Below are 14,778 nucleotides of genomic sequence, written 5' to 3' on the forward strand. Positions count from 1 at the left end.
GCTCTCAGCTTCGGCCGGCCGGTCCCGTCGACGTACGCACGACGAGCGAGGCGGCCAGGACGGTCGCATCGACCGCCTCGCTACCATCGATGACCTCCAGGAGCAGCCGGGCGGCCCTCGCCCAGCAGACTCGGCACGGTCTGCACCGTGGTCAGCGTAGGCCGCACATAGGTCCCAAACCGGATGCCTGAAGGGTGTCAATATTCCGATCAGGCTGCTGAGCTGGACGTTTCGTGTGGATGGTGAGGCAGCCGGGGTGACACGGTGCCGTACTCGTTGAGCAGACCGCTAAGTACCTGGTGGCGCCTGACCGTGGCAGCGGGTGCGGGGATAACGTTCGGTTCGTCGTCAGGGGCACGTAAGCTGCGGTGGGCCCTCCCGCGTTGTAATGCTTGGCATACGTGGTGAGGACGGTGCGCAGGTGTCGTTCGCCGTTGATCAGGAGTCGGTGCACTCGGTACGGGCTGTGCGTATCCATCGTTCGGCGAACGCGTTGGACCGTGGGCTTTGCGGCGGAGTCGGGATGACGGCTGTGCCGTTACCGGCGAAGACGGCGTCGAATGCGGCGGTGAACTTGCTGTCCCGGTCACGGATGAGGAACCCGAAGCACCCATCCCTGTCTCCGAGGTCCATGAGCAGATTGCGGGCGACGCAGACCCTGCGCGATCCTGAAACGCCTTGACCAGCCGCAACACGCGCTTGTCCTTGACTCTCGCGCGCACCCGGTCCATCAGGGCCGTGTGGTCGATGGAGTCGAAGCACGCCTCGATATCCGCATCCAGCACCCAGCGATAGCCTCTGGTGCCGTAGCGGTGGATCTCGGCGACCGCGTCGTATGCGCGACGCATGGGCCCGAAGCCGTAGGAGACCGGCAGGAAGTCGGCCTCGAAGATTGGCTCCAGCACCAGCTTGAGGGCTGCCTGGACCACCCGGTCGGAGACGGTCGGGATACCGAGCTTGCGCACCTTCCCGTTTCCCCCGGGTTTGGGGATCTTGCGTTCGCGCACCAAAAGCGGGCGGAATTCACTCATCTTCAGTACGCGTTGCAGGTCCTCGAGGTAGTCCGGGAGGCCGAGTTCCCCCTCGACGTTGGCGACCGTGAGGCCGTCGACGCCCGGGGTCCGGGCTCCCTTGTTGCCCGCGACCCTGCGCTTACCGAAAATGTCATCCGCCCTGGTGGGAGGAGTGCGCGCGGTGTACCGGAGGTCGACCGGCGAAGTCGCCAGAACGGGCGCTCTCACGAGGCTGGCGCTCACCAGCAAGATGATCGACCGTGCTGCTGCGACTGGCTTACCTCGGCGTGATGAACGCGTTCGCGATGCTTCGCCTGCTGCCGATATCCGACCGGGACAAGTGCGCAGAGATCCTCGCGCTGCGCCACCAGGTCACCGTTTTGGAACGTCAGCCCGGCAAGGGCAAGGTCCGGTTCACGCCCAGCGATCGGGCGTTCCTGGCGGCGCTGCTGCACCGGCTGCCACTGCACGTCCTGCGAAGATTACGGCTGCTTGTACGCCCTGACACGGTGCTGCGTTGGCACCGCACCCTCGTCGCGCGCCGCCATGCCGCCTCCTGCCGGCCCAAGCGTCCGGGACGGCCGCGCGCACGGTGCGCTCGATCCGCGTCTTGGTGCTGCACAACAGTCACCGGATCCGGTTCCTGGGCGCCACCGCGCATCCGAGCGCAACCTGGGTAGCGCAAGCGACGAAGAACCGCGCCATGGACCTCGAAGACCTCGGCTGCCGGGCACGGTTCATGATCCGGGACCGGGACGGGAAGTTCCCCGACCTCTTCGATGCCGTCCCTGCCGCAGAGAGCTGCTGGACCGGACCTTGATCTGGAACCAGAGCCACCTTCTCCACACCCTGCGCGAGTACGAATCCTTCTACAACGAGCACCGCCCGCACAGGGCCCTGGAGCAGGCGGCCCCATGCCGCCCGCCACCCACGCCCATCACCCAACAAGCCCAACTCGCCCACCCGGCAGTCCACAGACGAGACCAACTCGGCGGAACCCTCCACGAATACCAACACGCGGCGTGAACTGCGCGGATGATGTATCGGCACCCGCACCACGGCCGCGGCAGCCTGGAACCCGGCTGCATCACGCACAGCGACCGCGGAAGCGAATACACCTCAGCTCAATTCCGCGCTGAGACAGGCAGGTTGGGGCTTCGCCAGAGCACGGGCCGGACCGGCTCCTGCTTTGACAACGCCGCAGCCGAAAGCTTCTGGGCCGTGCTCAAGCCTACGATGGCGGCATACTGCTGAAGTCCCGCGCGCTGACGCTCCTTGAAGCGGATGACCTGTGCAAGGCTGTCCACCGCGTCTTGGACGTCTTCGCCGAGACCGCTGAACTCGACCGTGAACTCGCCCAGCGGTGGGCCCGGTTCCATGCCGTCCAGGCTGCGTTGTCCGCCGTTCAGCCTCTTCCGGCTTCCGACACGGGAAACACACTCCGCTCGCCGCGGCGCGACTCACTGAGGGAGATTCGCCTGCACCGCTGCGGTGTGCGTCCCCAGACCCAAGGCAGCGGCCAGGGCGAGGTCTCCGGGTACGTCGATGTCCAGTCGGGCGCCAGGGACCCCGGAGTGCGCGATCTCGTAGGCGCCGTTTGCCGCATGCCGTGCGCGTGAGGCGCCTTCGAAGCCGGGCAGAAGGAATGACGGGGCCTGCGCGGTCAAGATCGTGGACCCATGGCCCCTATGGTCGGCGAGGACGGCACGAGGATGACGGCTGGCCTCGGCCAGAACACTCGCCAGTTCGTGCGGCTTCAACGCCGGGAGGTCTGCCGCGACTACAGCCACCGGGTCGGTACGGACACCGGCACCATGGCCGGCTGCGGCTGCGGCACCCAGGCGAGCGGCGGCGTTGAGACCGCCGACCGAGGCTTCGTGGATCCCTTCGGCACCGGCCCCGGCGGCGAGGGCGTGGGCCTCCGGATCAGCGGTCACGACGATCAGTCTGCACACCTCCGGGGTGTGGAGAATGGCGTCCATCGTGTCCAGGAAGACGGCCCGGGCGATGTCCCGCCTGGCGGCACCCGCCCACGACCCGAGACGGCTCTTGCCCAGGGCGAACGGCTTGACCGGCAACAGCACGGTCCAGCGGCTGCCTGGTGAGCCGGACATCATCACGCGTCCAGGACCGGGAGTAGCTCCGGGAGGTGCCCGTCGGAGGCCTCGGCGGCCCGCCTGCGCTCCTCCGGGACCTCCCCGTACAGCGTGGTCCGCGGCCTGGCCGGGCGCCCCGCCGCCTCCGCCACCGAGACCAGGTCCCGGACCGACTTGTAGGAGCCGTAGGAGGACCCCGCCATCCGGGAGATGGTCTCCTCCATCAGGGTGCCGCCCAGGTCGTTGGCGCCGGACCGGAGCATATCGGCTGCGCCCTCTGCGCCCAGTTTGACCCAGCTCGTCTGAATGTTGGAGATGTGAGGGTGGAGCAGCAGCCGGGCCATGGCGGTCACCGCGCGGTTGTCGCGGACGGTGGGGCCGGGGCGGGAGATGCCGGCCAGGTAGACGGGCGCGTTGGTGTGGACGAAGGGGAGGGTGACGAACTCGGTGAAGCCGCCGGTCCGTTCCTGGATGCGGGCCAGGGTGCGCAGGTGGCCGAGCCAGTGGCGGGGCTGGTCGACGTGGCCGTACATCATCGTGGACGAGGAGCGGATGCCCACTTCGTGGGCGGTGGTGATGACCTCGATCCAGGTGGCGGCGGGCAGTTTGCCCTTGGTGAGGACCCAGCGGACCTCGTCGTCGAGGATCTCGGCGGCCGTGCCGGGGACGGAGTCCAGGCCGGCCTCCTTCGCGGCGGTCAGCCACTCCCGGATCGACAGGCCGGTGCGGGTGGCGCCGTTGACGACCTCCATCGGTGAGAAGGCGTGCACGTGCATCCCGGGCACCCGGCTCTTCACCGCTCGGGCGATGTCGAAGTACGCGGTGCCCGGTAGGTCCGGGTGGATGCCGCCCTGCATGCACACCTCGACCGCGCCGACCTCCCAGGCCTGCTGGGCGCGGTCGGCGACCTGGTCCAGGGAGAGGGTGTAGGCATCGGCGTCGGTGCGGCGCTGGGCGAAGGCGCAGAAGCGGCAGCCGGTGTAGCAGACGTTGGTGAAGTTGATGTTGCGGGTGACGATGTACGTGACGTCGTCGCCGACCGCTGAGCTGCGTACGTCGTCGGCGACCCGGCACAGCGCGTCCAGAGCGAGCCCGTCGGCGTGCAGCAGGGCCAGCGCCTCGGTGTCGGTGAGCCGGGTCGGGTCTTCGGCGGCGGTGGCCAGCGCCTGGCGGACGTCGGTGTCGATGCGCTGGGGGACCATCCCGGGGGCGGCGGCCTCGCGCAGGGCGCCCCAGTCGCCGTACACCTCGTCGAAGTCGTCGCGGCGGTCGCCGGTACGGCCCTCAGTGTCGATGGTGCGGTGCAGGTCGGTGCGGCCGGAGGCGGTGAACGCCTCATCGGGCTCCTGCCAGGGCCGCCCCTCCACCACCGCGGCCTCGCGGACGAGTCCGGTCTCCGGGTCGGCGAGGGCGGTGACGTGCGGGAGCAGGCGCGGGTCCAGCCAGGGCTCGCCGCGCCGGACGAACTCCGGGTAGACGCAGAGACGTTCCCGCAACTCGAAGCCGGCCGCGAGGGAACGCCGGGCTAGTTCCTCGATCTTCGGCCAGGGGCGTTCGGGGTTGACGTGGTCGATGGTGAGCGGGGAGACGCCGCCCCAGTCGTCGATGCCGGCACCGATCAACCGCTCGTACTCGTCGTCCACCAGGTTGGGCGGCGCCTGGAGGCAGGCGGCGGGGCCCATGATGTGCCGGGCGACGGCCACCGTGGCGGCCAGCTCGTCCAGTTCCGCGTCGGGCATGGCGCGCATCGCCGTGTCCGGCTTGGCCCGGAAGTTCTGGATGATCAGTTCCTGGACGCCGTGGTAGGCGCGGGCGACCCGGCGCAGTGCGAACAGCGACTCGGCGCGCTCCTCGTACGTCTCGCCGATGCCGATGAGGATGCCCGAGGTGAACGGCACCGAGGAGCGGCCGGCGTCCTCCAGGACCCGCAGCCGTACCGCCGGTTCCTTGTCCGGGGAGCCGTGGTGCGGGCCGCCGGGCTCCGACCACAGCCGGGTCGCCGTCGTCTCCAGCATCATGCCCATTGATGGCGCGACCGGCTTCAGGCGCTGGAAGTCGGTCCAGGTCAGCACGCCGGGGTTGAGGTGCGGCAGCAGGCCGGTCTCCTCCAGGACGCGGACGGAGATCGCCCGTACGTAGGCGAGGGTGTCGTCGTAGCCGTGCGCGTCGAGCCATTCACGGGCCTCGGGCCAGCGGTCCTCCGGCTTGTCGCCGAGGGTGATGAGGGCTTCCTTGCAGCCCAGCGTGGCGCCCTTGCGGGCGATGTCCAGGACCTCGTCCGGGGAGAGGAACATGCCGTGGTCGGCCCGGCGCAGCTTGCCGGGGATGGTGACGAAGGTGCAGTAGTGGCAGGTGTCGCGGCAGAGGCGGGTGAGAGGGATGAAGACGCTCTTGGAGTACGTGATCACGCCGGGGCGGCCGGCCGCTTCGAGACCCGCGTCGCGCACCCGGGCGGCGGAGGCGGCGAGGTCGACCAGGTTCTCGTCGCGCGCTTGGAGCAGCACGGCCGCCTCGGCGACGTCGAGGGCCACTCCGTCCCTGGCTCTTTTCAGCGCCCGGCGCAGGGAGTTCGCAGTAGGGGCCACGGTCGGTTCTCCAGATCTCGTACGTGTCCGCGGGGCGAGCGGTTCCGCCTCGCGGGGGTTTTCCTGGTGGTGGGGCGGATCAGACCAGTGCCCGGACCGGCTTGTGGCCGGCGGACGACGCGGACGAGTCGTCCTTCTCGGCCTTGCGCTCGGCGGGTCCAGGGGCCGTGATGCGGCTCGGTGCTCCTGGCCCAGGGTGGGGTGGTGCTTGACCGGCCAGGTGGAGTTCGCAGTTGGTCCCACCGGCTGCCGTTGTGCGGTCGTGGCCGGTGGGGACCTGGAAGCGGTTCACCGCGGGAGGGGTTGTCCCTTGGTCTCCGGCCCGACGAACCAGACGGTGGCGATGGCGATGACGTACATCACCACTCCGACGACTGTGGCAGCGGCGGTGATCCCGCCGAGCAGGCTGATGAGCATTCCGGTGCCGAGGGTGACCAGCGCGCCTGCGATGCGTGCGGAGTTGAACACCGTGGAGATCGCTGTGGCGCGACCGGAGGTGGGGAACAGCTCGGGCATGTAGATGGGCATCCAGGCGAACTGGCCCAGGATGAAGAATCCGGCCACGGCTGCCACGGCCAGTGCCGCCTGCGGGGTGTGGACGGCGAAGAAGAAGACCGGGACGACGGCCGCGGATACGGCGTAGTAGAGGAGCATGGTGGGTTTTCGGCCCCAGCGGTCGGCCAGGTAACCGAGCAGGAGGTAGCCGGGTACGGAGGCGCCGTTGAACACCAGGCCGGCGTTGGCACCCCATCGGGTGCCCGTCTCGCCGGTGTCCTTGGCGAGTTGGGCGGTGTATGCGGGGATCCAGGCCGACACGGCGTACAGGCCGATGACCGACACGACGGTCAGCACGAGCAGCCGCAGCCCGCGACGGCGTAGGTGGGCGTGGCTGAAGACGGTGGTGAAGGGGGAGCGCAGGAGTTCCCTGTCTGCGGCTGTGACGGTGTCGCCGGCTTCTTGGGCGGTTTTGGCCTTGCGCCGCCGGTCGCGGACCGAGGTCCACATCTCCGGGTCGCGGACGGCCCGCCGTACGTAGAGGACGATGAGTGCCGGGAGTGTGCCGATCAGGAAGAGGTAGCGCCAGGCGTTGTCGCCCACGGGTTCCAGCAGGTACCAGGCCAGCGCGGCGATGACCGCGCCGACGCCGAAGCCCGACTGAAGTACTGCGGCGGCTCGTCCTCGGGAACGGTCCGGCCAGAGTTCGCCGATCAGGGCGGTGGCACTGCCCCACTCCGCTCCCAGTCCCATGCCGGTGATGAAGCGCAGGGTGAGCAGCCACCAGTAGTCGGGTGCGAGTGCGGTCAGACCGGTGAAGAGGGCGTACCAGAGGATGGAGAGGATGAGGGTGCGGCGTCGGCCGAGTCGGTCGGCCGCGAAGCCGGCGAGGATCCCGCCGAGCGCCCAGCCGGCGAGGGTGGCCGCAAGCAGGCCGCTGACGTAGGTGGGAAGGTCTGCCAGTTGTGCTTCGGTGCCCACCGCCATGACGGCTGTGGGGCCGACGAGGACGAGGGCGTAGGTCTCGAACCCGTCGAAGGTCCATCCCAGCCAGGAGGCGAACAGCGCACGGCGGCTGCTCTTGTCAATGGTGCGCAGGTCGGACATGGTGCTCTCCTTTGAGCGGTCGCGCGACGTCGCGTGAGCGGTCGCGCGACGTCGCGACGTGTCCGTCGTCAGCCGATGACGTTGACCGGACTGAGGACGGAAACCTCGACCGGTTTGGCGAGGAGGTCGGAGAGCTGGGCGCGGTAGGCCTTGTAGTGGGCCGTCGTGCGGTGCGTCTCCAGGGCTGCGGAGTCCTGGTAGCGCTCCAGGAGGACGAAGTCCGGGGCTTCCGTCTCGGTGGTGTAGAGGTCGTAGGAGCGGCATCCCGGTTCGGAGCGGGTCGGGGCGATCATTCCTTCGAGCAGGGCCCGCAGTTGCGGAGCGCGGTCTGAGGCCGGGGTGAAGCGGGCGATCACGGTCACGTGGTTCTGGTCTGACACGGGGACTCCTTTGATTCCCGGCGGGGCTACTTGCGCCCACCAGATGTAAGACGTTATAAAACGTCTCATGACATGCGTCAAGAGTTCGGTGACCTCGCCGGCCGCGACACCCGAAGGGGTTGTTACGCGTCCGGGCCTGTCGCCGGGTTCAATACGACTTATGACATCTGACATGGGCAACGAGCCCCGCTTCGACCTGTCGGCCGCCGGATTCCGGATCGAACGGGGCCGGACACCGGCGACGACGCAGCTGGCGGAGCAGATCAAGGCACTGATCCTCAAGCAGCAGCTGCCGCCGGGAACGCGGCTGCCCACGGAACGGGAGCTGATGGCTGAGACCGGTCTGAGCCGCATCACGGTCCGTGCCGCCGTGGGTGCACTGGAGTCGCAGGGCTGGGTGGTACGCAAGCAAGGACTGGGTACCTTCGTCTCCGAACCGGTGGACCAGGAGCTGTCCTCCGGCGTGCGCACCATCACCGAGGTCCTGCTCGATCAGGGCGTCACACCGCACATCGACGTCCTGGGCTTCGGGGTCGAATCCGCTGCGCCTCACGTCGCGCAGGTCCTCGGGGAGTCCGAGGTACTGACGATCCGGCGCCGGTACGGGGACGGGGAGAAGCCGGTCGCGCTCGTCACGATCCACCTCCCGACGCGGGTGCTGGAGGCGGCCGGGCCGCTGCGCTCCGGCGAACCCGCCACCGAGACCACGTACACGATGTGGGAGCAGCGCCTGGGGGTGCGGATCGCGCAGGCCCGGCACCAGATCCACGCGGCCGCAGCTTCTCCGGACGTCGCCGCGGCGCTGGAGATCGACGAGTCCGCACCCGTGCTCGTCCTGGAGCGGGTCAGCCTCGGCCACGACGACCGTCCACTGGAAGTCGTGATCTTCCACTACCGCCCGGAACGCTACGGATTCACCGTAACGCTTCCCCGCACCGTCTCCGGTGCCCCGGTCGGCATGACCGACATGACAGAAAGGCGACGTCCATGAACCACGACGATCCCTCCGGCGCGGGTCCCGCCCACGAGCCCGAGCCGCACATCGGGCTGATCCTGGCCCTGACCATCCGCGGCCTCGCCGTGGGCAACTATCCCGACATGGTCCGCGCCGCGCAGGCGGCCGAGTCCTACGGATTCGACTCCGTGTGGCTGTGCGACCACTTCCTGACCCTCAGCCCCGACGACTACGTCCGGGACGCGGGCATCACCGCCGGACCCGAGAGCGACGGCGGCGCCCAGCAGAGCCGCTCGCCGTCGGTCCCGCTGCTCGAATGCTGGACCGCGCTGTCGGCCCTGTCCCGCGACACCACCACCGTGCGCCTGGGCACCAGTGTGCTGTGCAACTCCTACCGCTACCCCGCCGTGCTCGCCAAGATGGCCGCCACCCTCGATGTCATCTCCGGCGGCCGACTGGACCTGGGCATGGGAGCGGGCTGGTTCCAGCAGGAGTACGAGGCATACGGCATCCCGTTCCCCCCGACCGGGGACCGGGTCACCGCGCTCGGCGAGTCGCTCCAGGTGATGCGCCAGGTGTGGACCGACCCGCACCCGGCCTTCCACGGCGACTTCTACAGCATCGACGGGGCGGTCTGCGATCCGCCCCCGCTCCAGCAGCCGCATCCGCCCCTGTGGGTGGGCGGCGAGGGGCTGCGGGTCCACCGCATCGCCGCCCGGCACGCCAACGGCGTCAACGTCCGATGGTGGCCCGCCGAGAAGTGCGCGGAGCGCCGCGCGTTCCTGGACCGTGAGTGCGAGGCGATCGGCCGCGACCCGGCGACCCTGCGCCTGTCGATCACCACCCTGCTCGCACCGACCGACTCCTCGGCACAGCAGGACGAGCTGCGTACCCGCTTCCAGTCGATTCCCGACACCGGACTGATCACCGGGACGCCGGAAGCCTGTGTCGAGCGCATCCGCGCCTACCAGGACGCCGGCATCGACCACTTCCTGTTCACCATCCCCGACGTCGCGGACTCGACCTATCTCGACGTCGTCGGGGAGCAGATCCTGCCCCACATCAAGCCCGCACGGCACACGCAACTCACCTGACCCAGCCGCGCGACCACGACGCCAACGACTCAACGAAGGGCTACTCCGTGACCTCCGAGACGACCGCGCACAACGAGCTCACCACCATCGACGAGACGTACCTGAGGCCGACCGCCTACATCGATTCCGACCACCCGCTCGTGGTATCCACCGCACGAGAGCTGACGGACGGTGCCACCACCGACAGCGAACGACTGGGCCGCATCTACCACTACGTCCGCGACCTGCCCTACGACATCCTCGCCTCGTTCCGCTATCTCGCCGAGGGCGAATCGGCGGCCAGCGACGTCCTCGCCCACGGCGTCGCCTTCTGCATGGGCAAGGCGAGTTCGTTCGTCGCCCTGTCCAGGGCCGCCCGCATCCCTGCCCGCATCGCGTTCCAGGCGCTCGACGCCCCGAAGATGGAATTCCTCTCACCGGAGGTCCGCACCCTGTGGGGAGGGCCGGTCGGACGGCCACTGCCCTGGCACTCGCTCGGCGAAGCCTTCCTCAACGGCCGGTGGATCAAGCTGGACGCAACCATCGACGCGCCCACAGCGACCCGTCTGGGCAAGCCCTACACCGTCACCTACGACGGCGTCACGGACATCCCGACCGTCGAGGGGCCCGTCCTGCGGGAGAACGGCAGCTACGCCGACTATCCCGCCGAAGTGGCGCGATGGTACGAGCAGGTCGCCGGCGAAGTCCTCGAAGCGCTTGCCTCGCCCGCCGCGCACGAGCGGGTCGCCGGCGACGACGTGCTGTGGAGCGGCCCCGATCCGGAGCTGGTCGGCCGCACCTCCGTCGCCTGATCCGGCCACGCGAGGAGCGCCCCGAGACACCGACCGGCGCACATGCCCGCCCTTCGCGGACCATCACGTCAACCCCCAGGGAGTGAGGCCACCATGGCCGTTCACCAGATCAACTCCGTCAACCCGGCCACCGAGGAAGTCATCGCCCAGTTCACCCCCCACTCGCCGACAGCTGTCGACGCGGCAGTCGAGCGGGCATCCCTCGCCGCCAGGAGGTGGCGGACGATACCCGTACCGGCACGGGCCGAGCACCTCAAGCGGGCCGCCGCGCTACTGCGCGCCGAACGCGACCAACTCGCCGCACTCATCACCGAGGAGATGGGCAAGCCCATCGCCGAAGCGGAAGCCGAGGTCGACAAGTCCGCCTGGTGCTGCGAGTACTACGCGACGCAGGGACCGGAACTACTGATGCACCAGCCCGTGGCAACCGGGGCCGCCCGCAGCCACGTCGCCTTCGACCCGCTGGGCCTCGTCCTGGCAGTCATGCCCTGGAACTATCCGCTCTGGCAGGTGTTCCGCTTCGCGCCACCCGCGCTGCTGGCCGGCAACGGTGCCGTGCTCAAACACGCCTCGAACGTGCCGCGTTGTGCCCTGGCCATCGCCGACATCTGGGACCGGGCCGGCTGCCCGCCCGGTCTGTTCACCACGCTGCTCGTCGGCCCCGACGCGGTGCCGGACCTCATCGCCGATCCCCGCATCCACGCCGTGACCCTCACCGGATCGACCGAAGTGGGCTCTGCCGTCGCTGCCATGGCCGCGCACCACCTCAAGCCACAGGTCCTCGAACTCGGCGGCTCGGACCCCTTCATCGTCCTCGCCGACGCGGACGTCCCGGCCGCCGCCGCGGCGGCGGTCAGCGCACGCATGCACAACGCCGGGCAGAGCTGCATCTCCGCCAAGCGGTTCATCGTCGAGGAAACGGTCGTCGAGGAATTCACCGACGCGTTCACCGCCGGTGTCGCTGCCCTGACCGTGGGCGACCCGTTCCGCCGAGACGTACACATCGGCCCGCTCGCCCGGTCCGGTCTTCGCTCCGACCTCGTCGACCAGGTCGAGCGCAGCACCGCAGCAGGCGCCCGAGTCGTCACCGGCGGCACGGTCCTCGACGGCCCCGGGTATTTCTATGTACCTGCCGTCCTCGACCAGGTCACCCCGACGATGGCTGTCGCAGCGGAGGAGACGTTCGGGCCGGTAGCCGCCGTCGTCTCCGCGAAGGACCCGGCCCAGGCCGTCGACATCGCCAACGCCACCGAATTCGGTCTCGGCGCCGCGCTGTGGACAACCGACCTGGAGCGCGCCGATCGCCTGATTCCCGGCATCGAGGCCGGCGCGGTGTTCGTCAACGGGACCGTCGCCTCCGATCCGCGGCTGCCGTTCGGCGGCATCAAGCGCAGCGGCTACGGGCGCGAACTGGGTGTCTTCGGACTCCGTCAGTTCACCAACGTCAAGAGCGTGTGGATCGGCCCCGCACACAACGCACCGAGCCACCCCCTCAGCGAATGACCAGCATTCTCGCTCCCGAACCAGCCGACCGAAGGCGATCACCCATGACAGTCACCCAGCCGGACTCGCTCCCCGCCACAACAACGCACCACGAGAACACCGTCGCCATCGTCGGCGGCACCGGCGCCCTCGGACTCGGGCTCGCCACCCGGTGGGCCCACAGCGGCGTCCACGTCCGCATCGGATCCCGGCGCGCAGAAGCGGCGCAGGACTGCGCCGGCAAACTCCCCGGAGCGGTCGGCGGGGACAACACCACAATGATCGAAGGCGCGGCAGCGGTGGTCGTCGCTGTGCCCTTCAGCGCACACGTCGAGACGATGCGCGCCATTGCGAAAGTCATCCAGCCCGGACAACTGGTCATCGACACCACCGCGCCCCTTCTGCCCGTCGGCCCCCGCGGCCTGCGCCCCATCGTCCCCTGGGCCGGTTCTGCCGCCGAACAGGCCCAGGCCCTGCTGCCGGACGGCACAGGCGTGGTCTCGGCTCTGCAGACGGTCAGCGCCGCCACCTTGCAGGACATCGAGCTCCGGCTGGACGAGGACGTACTGCTCTGCGGCGATCACACGGCCGACAAGGTCCTGGCCGCGGATCTCATCGACCGTATCCCCGGGCTGCGCACCGTCGACTGCGGCCTGCTGGACATGAGCGGTGTCTGCGAGCGGATCACCGCGCTGCTGATCGGGATCAACAGGCGCTACAAGACCCACGCCGGCATTCGGCTCACAGGTCTCCCCGAATCTCTCGCCCGACCAGGATTCGGCCGCTCCGCGTAACTCGGCCACAGACCCGCACTTCTTCAGGTGAAGTTCCCCCATGATCCTGGACACTCTTCTTCTACACTGCGAGTGTTTGGTCGTTGCGGAACCGCTGTCGTGTCTCCAGGGGTGTGAGAAGCTGTTGTCTTTTCGATCTTGAGCGGTGGCAGTCCGAACGCGGGGTCTCGGTCGGGTGATCCTGCCGTGGCCAGAGCATGAGGAAGGGGCCTCCTGAACAGCTCGTGGGTGTCGAATCCATAGAGCATCAGGAGGCCCCGGTGCCGCAGTCTTCCGTGTCGACGGCCGGGCAGTCCAACTCGGCCGCTCCAACGTGCGATTGTCTCGCGCACGTGTACGGCAACGCGGCTGACCGGCCCGAGCGGCAGCGCCGGTACCCGTCGGACATGACGGACGTGGAGTGGGCTGAGGTCCGGCCGCTGCTGCCGACGCCGGGCTGGATGCGCGGGCGGGGCGGCCGGCCGGAGGGATACTGCCACCGCGCGGTGCTGGACGCGATCCGCTATCTCGTGGACAACGGCGTCAAGTGGCGGGCGATGCCCGCCGACTTCCCGCCGTGGGACCGGGTATACGCATTCTTCCGCCGCTGGCGCGACCACGCCCTGGTCAGGGAGTTCCATGACCGCCTGCGCGGCCAGGTCCGCGAGCGGCTGGGCCGGGACTGCGCTTGCCGAATACCTCGTCCGTGCAGGTCACGCGGCATGTCTGTATTCGTGGAGGATGCCGCCAACGCGGTCGTGGCGTCGTATGTCGAGGTTGAAGGTGCCAGAAACCTCGTCCGTGCTGGTCACGACGCCGGAGCGCTGCAGCGGCCCGCCGCTCAACCATGGCAGAAGTGGAACCACCGCGCCCGTTGCCGACTCGCCCTCCCCCACACCAGCATTGGTGGAGTGCTGCTGCGACGCTCTACCTGGCCTTGACGAGCATGTTCACCCTGTTACGACTCATGCCGATAAGTGACCGCGACAAGGACGCCGAGATCCTGGCGTTACGCCACCAACTGGCCGTACTACAGCGGCAGACCGACAAACGGAAGCTCACCTGGCCAGACCGTGCACTGCTGGCCGCCCTCCTACATCGCCTCCCCCGGGTACGCCTTCGTCAACTACCGCTGATCGTCTCGCCTGACACGGTGCTGCGGTGGCACCGTGAGCTGCTGCGCCGCCGCCACGCAAAGGCTTCCCGCCCCAAACGGCCGGGACGGCCCCGCACCGTACGATCTGTCCGTGCTCTTGTGCTACGGCTCGCACGGGAGAATCCCATCTGGGGCTATCGGCGAATCCATGGCGAACTCGCCTCCCTCGGGATCAAGGTGGCCGCCGCCACCGTGTGGAACATCCTCAAGGAGCACGGCATAGACCCAGCACCCGAACGCGACCACACCACCTGGACCGCCTTCCTGCACTCCCAGGCCCAGGCAATCCTCGCCGCAGACTTCTTCGAAACCAAGACCCTGAACGGAGCGACGCTGTACGTCCTCGCGGTGATCGAGCACGCCACCCGCCGCGTGCGGATCCTCGGCGCGACGGCAAACCCCACCGCCGTCTGGGTCACCCAGCTCGCCCGCAACATGGTCATGGACCTCCAAGCCGCAGGCATCAATGCGAAGTTCCTGATCCGGGACCGAGACGGACGCTACCCGGCATCCTTCGACACCGTCCTGCAAGCCGAAGGCGTCAAAGTCGTCCAGACTGGCGTCCGCATGCCGCGCATGAACGCGATCATGGAACGCTGGGTGCGCTCATGCCGAAACGAGCTCCTCGACCGCACCCTGATCTGGAACCAGACCCATCTCCTCCACGCGCTACGCGAATACGAGACGTTCTACAACGAGCACAGACCCCACCGCACTCTCGCAAGCGCCGCACCACTCCACCCGCTACCCGAACCGATCACCGAACCCGACCAGCTCACCCATCTCCACATCCATCGACGCGATCACCTCGGCGGCCTCCTACACGAGTACCGGCACGCCGCGTGACCAGC

General features: G+C 68.8%; 13 protein-coding genes and 1 pseudogene. 8 read left to right on the plus strand and 6 right to left on the minus strand.

The genetic code is table 11. The features are described from left to right. Positions 1-209: 209 nt before the first annotated feature. Complete coding sequence (locus ACK1X7_RS11335; RefSeq protein ID WP_413115045.1) at positions 210-1,256, minus strand: reverse transcriptase domain-containing protein; 1,047 nt, start codon at positions 1,254-1,256, stop codon at positions 210-212. A 17-nt stretch (positions 1,257-1,273) separates the two neighbouring features. Between ACK1X7_RS11335 and ACK1X7_RS11340 the strand changes: the two are divergent. After that, positions 1,274-2,039 (plus strand): annotated as a pseudogene (locus tag ACK1X7_RS11340) (hypothetical protein). Positions 2,040-2,137: 98 nt separating this feature from the next. Here ACK1X7_RS11340 and ACK1X7_RS11345 read toward each other — a convergent pair. The 5 genes from ACK1X7_RS11345 to ACK1X7_RS11365 all read right to left on the minus strand — a co-directional run bounded on the left by ACK1X7_RS11345 (position 2,138) and on the right by ACK1X7_RS11365 (position 7,676). Continuing rightward, on the minus strand, positions 2,138-2,392 hold the full coding sequence (locus ACK1X7_RS11345; protein WP_162952959.1) for a hypothetical protein: 255 nt from the start codon (positions 2,390-2,392) through the stop codon (positions 2,138-2,140). A gap of 81 nt (positions 2,393-2,473) precedes the next feature. Further along, positions 2,474-3,127 (minus strand): 2-phospho-L-lactate guanylyltransferase, encoded by a 654-nt coding sequence (gene cofC, locus ACK1X7_RS11350; RefSeq protein ID WP_413115046.1) that lies wholly within the window; start codon positions 3,125-3,127, stop codon positions 2,474-2,476. A 2-nt stretch (positions 3,128-3,129) separates the two neighbouring features. Continuing rightward, positions 3,130-5,694, minus strand: a complete 2,565-nt coding sequence (locus ACK1X7_RS11355) for a bifunctional FO biosynthesis protein CofGH (protein WP_413115047.1) — start codon at positions 5,692-5,694, stop codon at positions 3,130-3,132. A 288-nt stretch (positions 5,695-5,982) separates the two neighbouring features. Further along, positions 5,983-7,296, minus strand: coding sequence for an MFS transporter (locus tag ACK1X7_RS11360; protein WP_390795532.1), 1,314 nt, complete (start codon positions 7,294-7,296; stop codon positions 5,983-5,985). Between the two features lie 68 nt (positions 7,297-7,364). Continuing rightward, complete coding sequence (locus ACK1X7_RS11365; RefSeq protein ID WP_385150057.1) at positions 7,365-7,676, minus strand: putative quinol monooxygenase; 312 nt, start codon at positions 7,674-7,676, stop codon at positions 7,365-7,367. Between the two features lie 160 nt (positions 7,677-7,836). Between ACK1X7_RS11365 and ACK1X7_RS11370 the strand changes: the two genes are divergently transcribed. From ACK1X7_RS11370 to ACK1X7_RS11400, 7 genes are all read left to right on the plus strand, one after another. Further along, on the plus strand, positions 7,837-8,667 hold the full coding sequence (locus ACK1X7_RS11370; RefSeq protein ID WP_398161260.1) for a GntR family transcriptional regulator: 831 nt from the start codon (positions 7,837-7,839) through the stop codon (positions 8,665-8,667). After that, entirely contained in the window at positions 8,664-9,725 is a 1,062-nt protein-coding gene (locus ACK1X7_RS11375) for a TIGR03619 family F420-dependent LLM class oxidoreductase (protein ID WP_385150061.1), read from the plus strand. The genes ACK1X7_RS11370 and ACK1X7_RS11375 overlap by 4 nt, the downstream gene beginning before the upstream one ends. Positions 9,726-9,772: 47 nt before the next feature. Then, positions 9,773-10,516: a transglutaminase-like domain-containing protein gene (locus ACK1X7_RS11380; RefSeq protein WP_413115048.1), complete on the plus strand. Its 744-nt coding sequence runs from the start codon at positions 9,773-9,775 to the stop codon at positions 10,514-10,516. A 93-nt stretch (positions 10,517-10,609) separates the two neighbouring features. Continuing rightward, complete coding sequence (locus ACK1X7_RS11385) at positions 10,610-12,019, plus strand: NAD-dependent succinate-semialdehyde dehydrogenase (RefSeq protein WP_390795530.1); 1,410 nt, start codon at positions 10,610-10,612, stop codon at positions 12,017-12,019. A 44-nt stretch (positions 12,020-12,063) separates the two neighbouring features. Next, positions 12,064-12,792 (plus strand): NADPH-dependent F420 reductase, encoded by a 729-nt coding sequence (gene npdG, locus ACK1X7_RS11390; protein ID WP_413115049.1) that lies wholly within the window; start codon positions 12,064-12,066, stop codon positions 12,790-12,792. A 386-nt stretch (positions 12,793-13,178) separates the two neighbouring features. Beyond that, complete coding sequence (locus tag ACK1X7_RS11395; RefSeq protein ID WP_385150069.1) at positions 13,179-13,712, plus strand: transposase; 534 nt, start codon at positions 13,179-13,181, stop codon at positions 13,710-13,712. A 5-nt stretch (positions 13,713-13,717) separates the two neighbouring features. Continuing rightward, positions 13,718-14,773, plus strand: a complete 1,056-nt coding sequence (locus ACK1X7_RS11400) for an integrase core domain-containing protein (RefSeq protein WP_413116870.1) — start codon at positions 13,718-13,720, stop codon at positions 14,771-14,773. The last annotated feature ends 5 nt before the right edge of the window (positions 14,774-14,778 follow it).

It is taken from the genome of Streptomyces sp. CY-1, assembly GCF_047218265.1.
GTDB classification, from domain to species: Bacteria; Actinomycetota; Actinomycetes; order Streptomycetales; family Streptomycetaceae; genus Streptomyces; species Streptomyces niphimycinicus.

Bases quoted from the DNA above. Each gene is read 5' to 3' on its own strand.
- ACK1X7_RS11345 (WP_162952959.1), bottom strand. From the start codon at position 2,392: ATGGAACCGGGCCCACCGCTGGGCGAGTTCACGGTCGAGTTCAGCGGT.
- ACK1X7_RS11360 (WP_390795532.1), bottom strand. From the start codon at position 7,296: ATGTCCGACCTGCGCACCATTGACAAGAGCAGCCGCCGTGCGCTGTTC.
- npdG (WP_413115049.1), top strand. From the start codon at position 12,064: ATGACAGTCACCCAGCCGGACTCGCTCCCCGCCACAACAACGCACCAC.
- cofC (WP_413115046.1), bottom strand. From the start codon at position 3,127: ATGTCCGGCTCACCAGGCAGCCGCTGGACCGTGCTGTTGCCGGTCAAG.
- ACK1X7_RS11400 (WP_413116870.1), top strand. From the start codon at position 13,718: ATGTTCACCCTGTTACGACTCATGCCGATAAGTGACCGCGACAAGGAC.
- ACK1X7_RS11385 (WP_390795530.1), top strand. From the start codon at position 10,610: ATGGCCGTTCACCAGATCAACTCCGTCAACCCGGCCACCGAGGAAGTC.
- ACK1X7_RS11370 (WP_398161260.1), top strand. From the start codon at position 7,837: ATGACATCTGACATGGGCAACGAGCCCCGCTTCGACCTGTCGGCCGCC.
- ACK1X7_RS11395 (WP_385150069.1), top strand. From the start codon at position 13,179: ATGACGGACGTGGAGTGGGCTGAGGTCCGGCCGCTGCTGCCGACGCCG.
- ACK1X7_RS11375 (WP_385150061.1), top strand. From the start codon at position 8,664: ATGAACCACGACGATCCCTCCGGCGCGGGTCCCGCCCACGAGCCCGAG.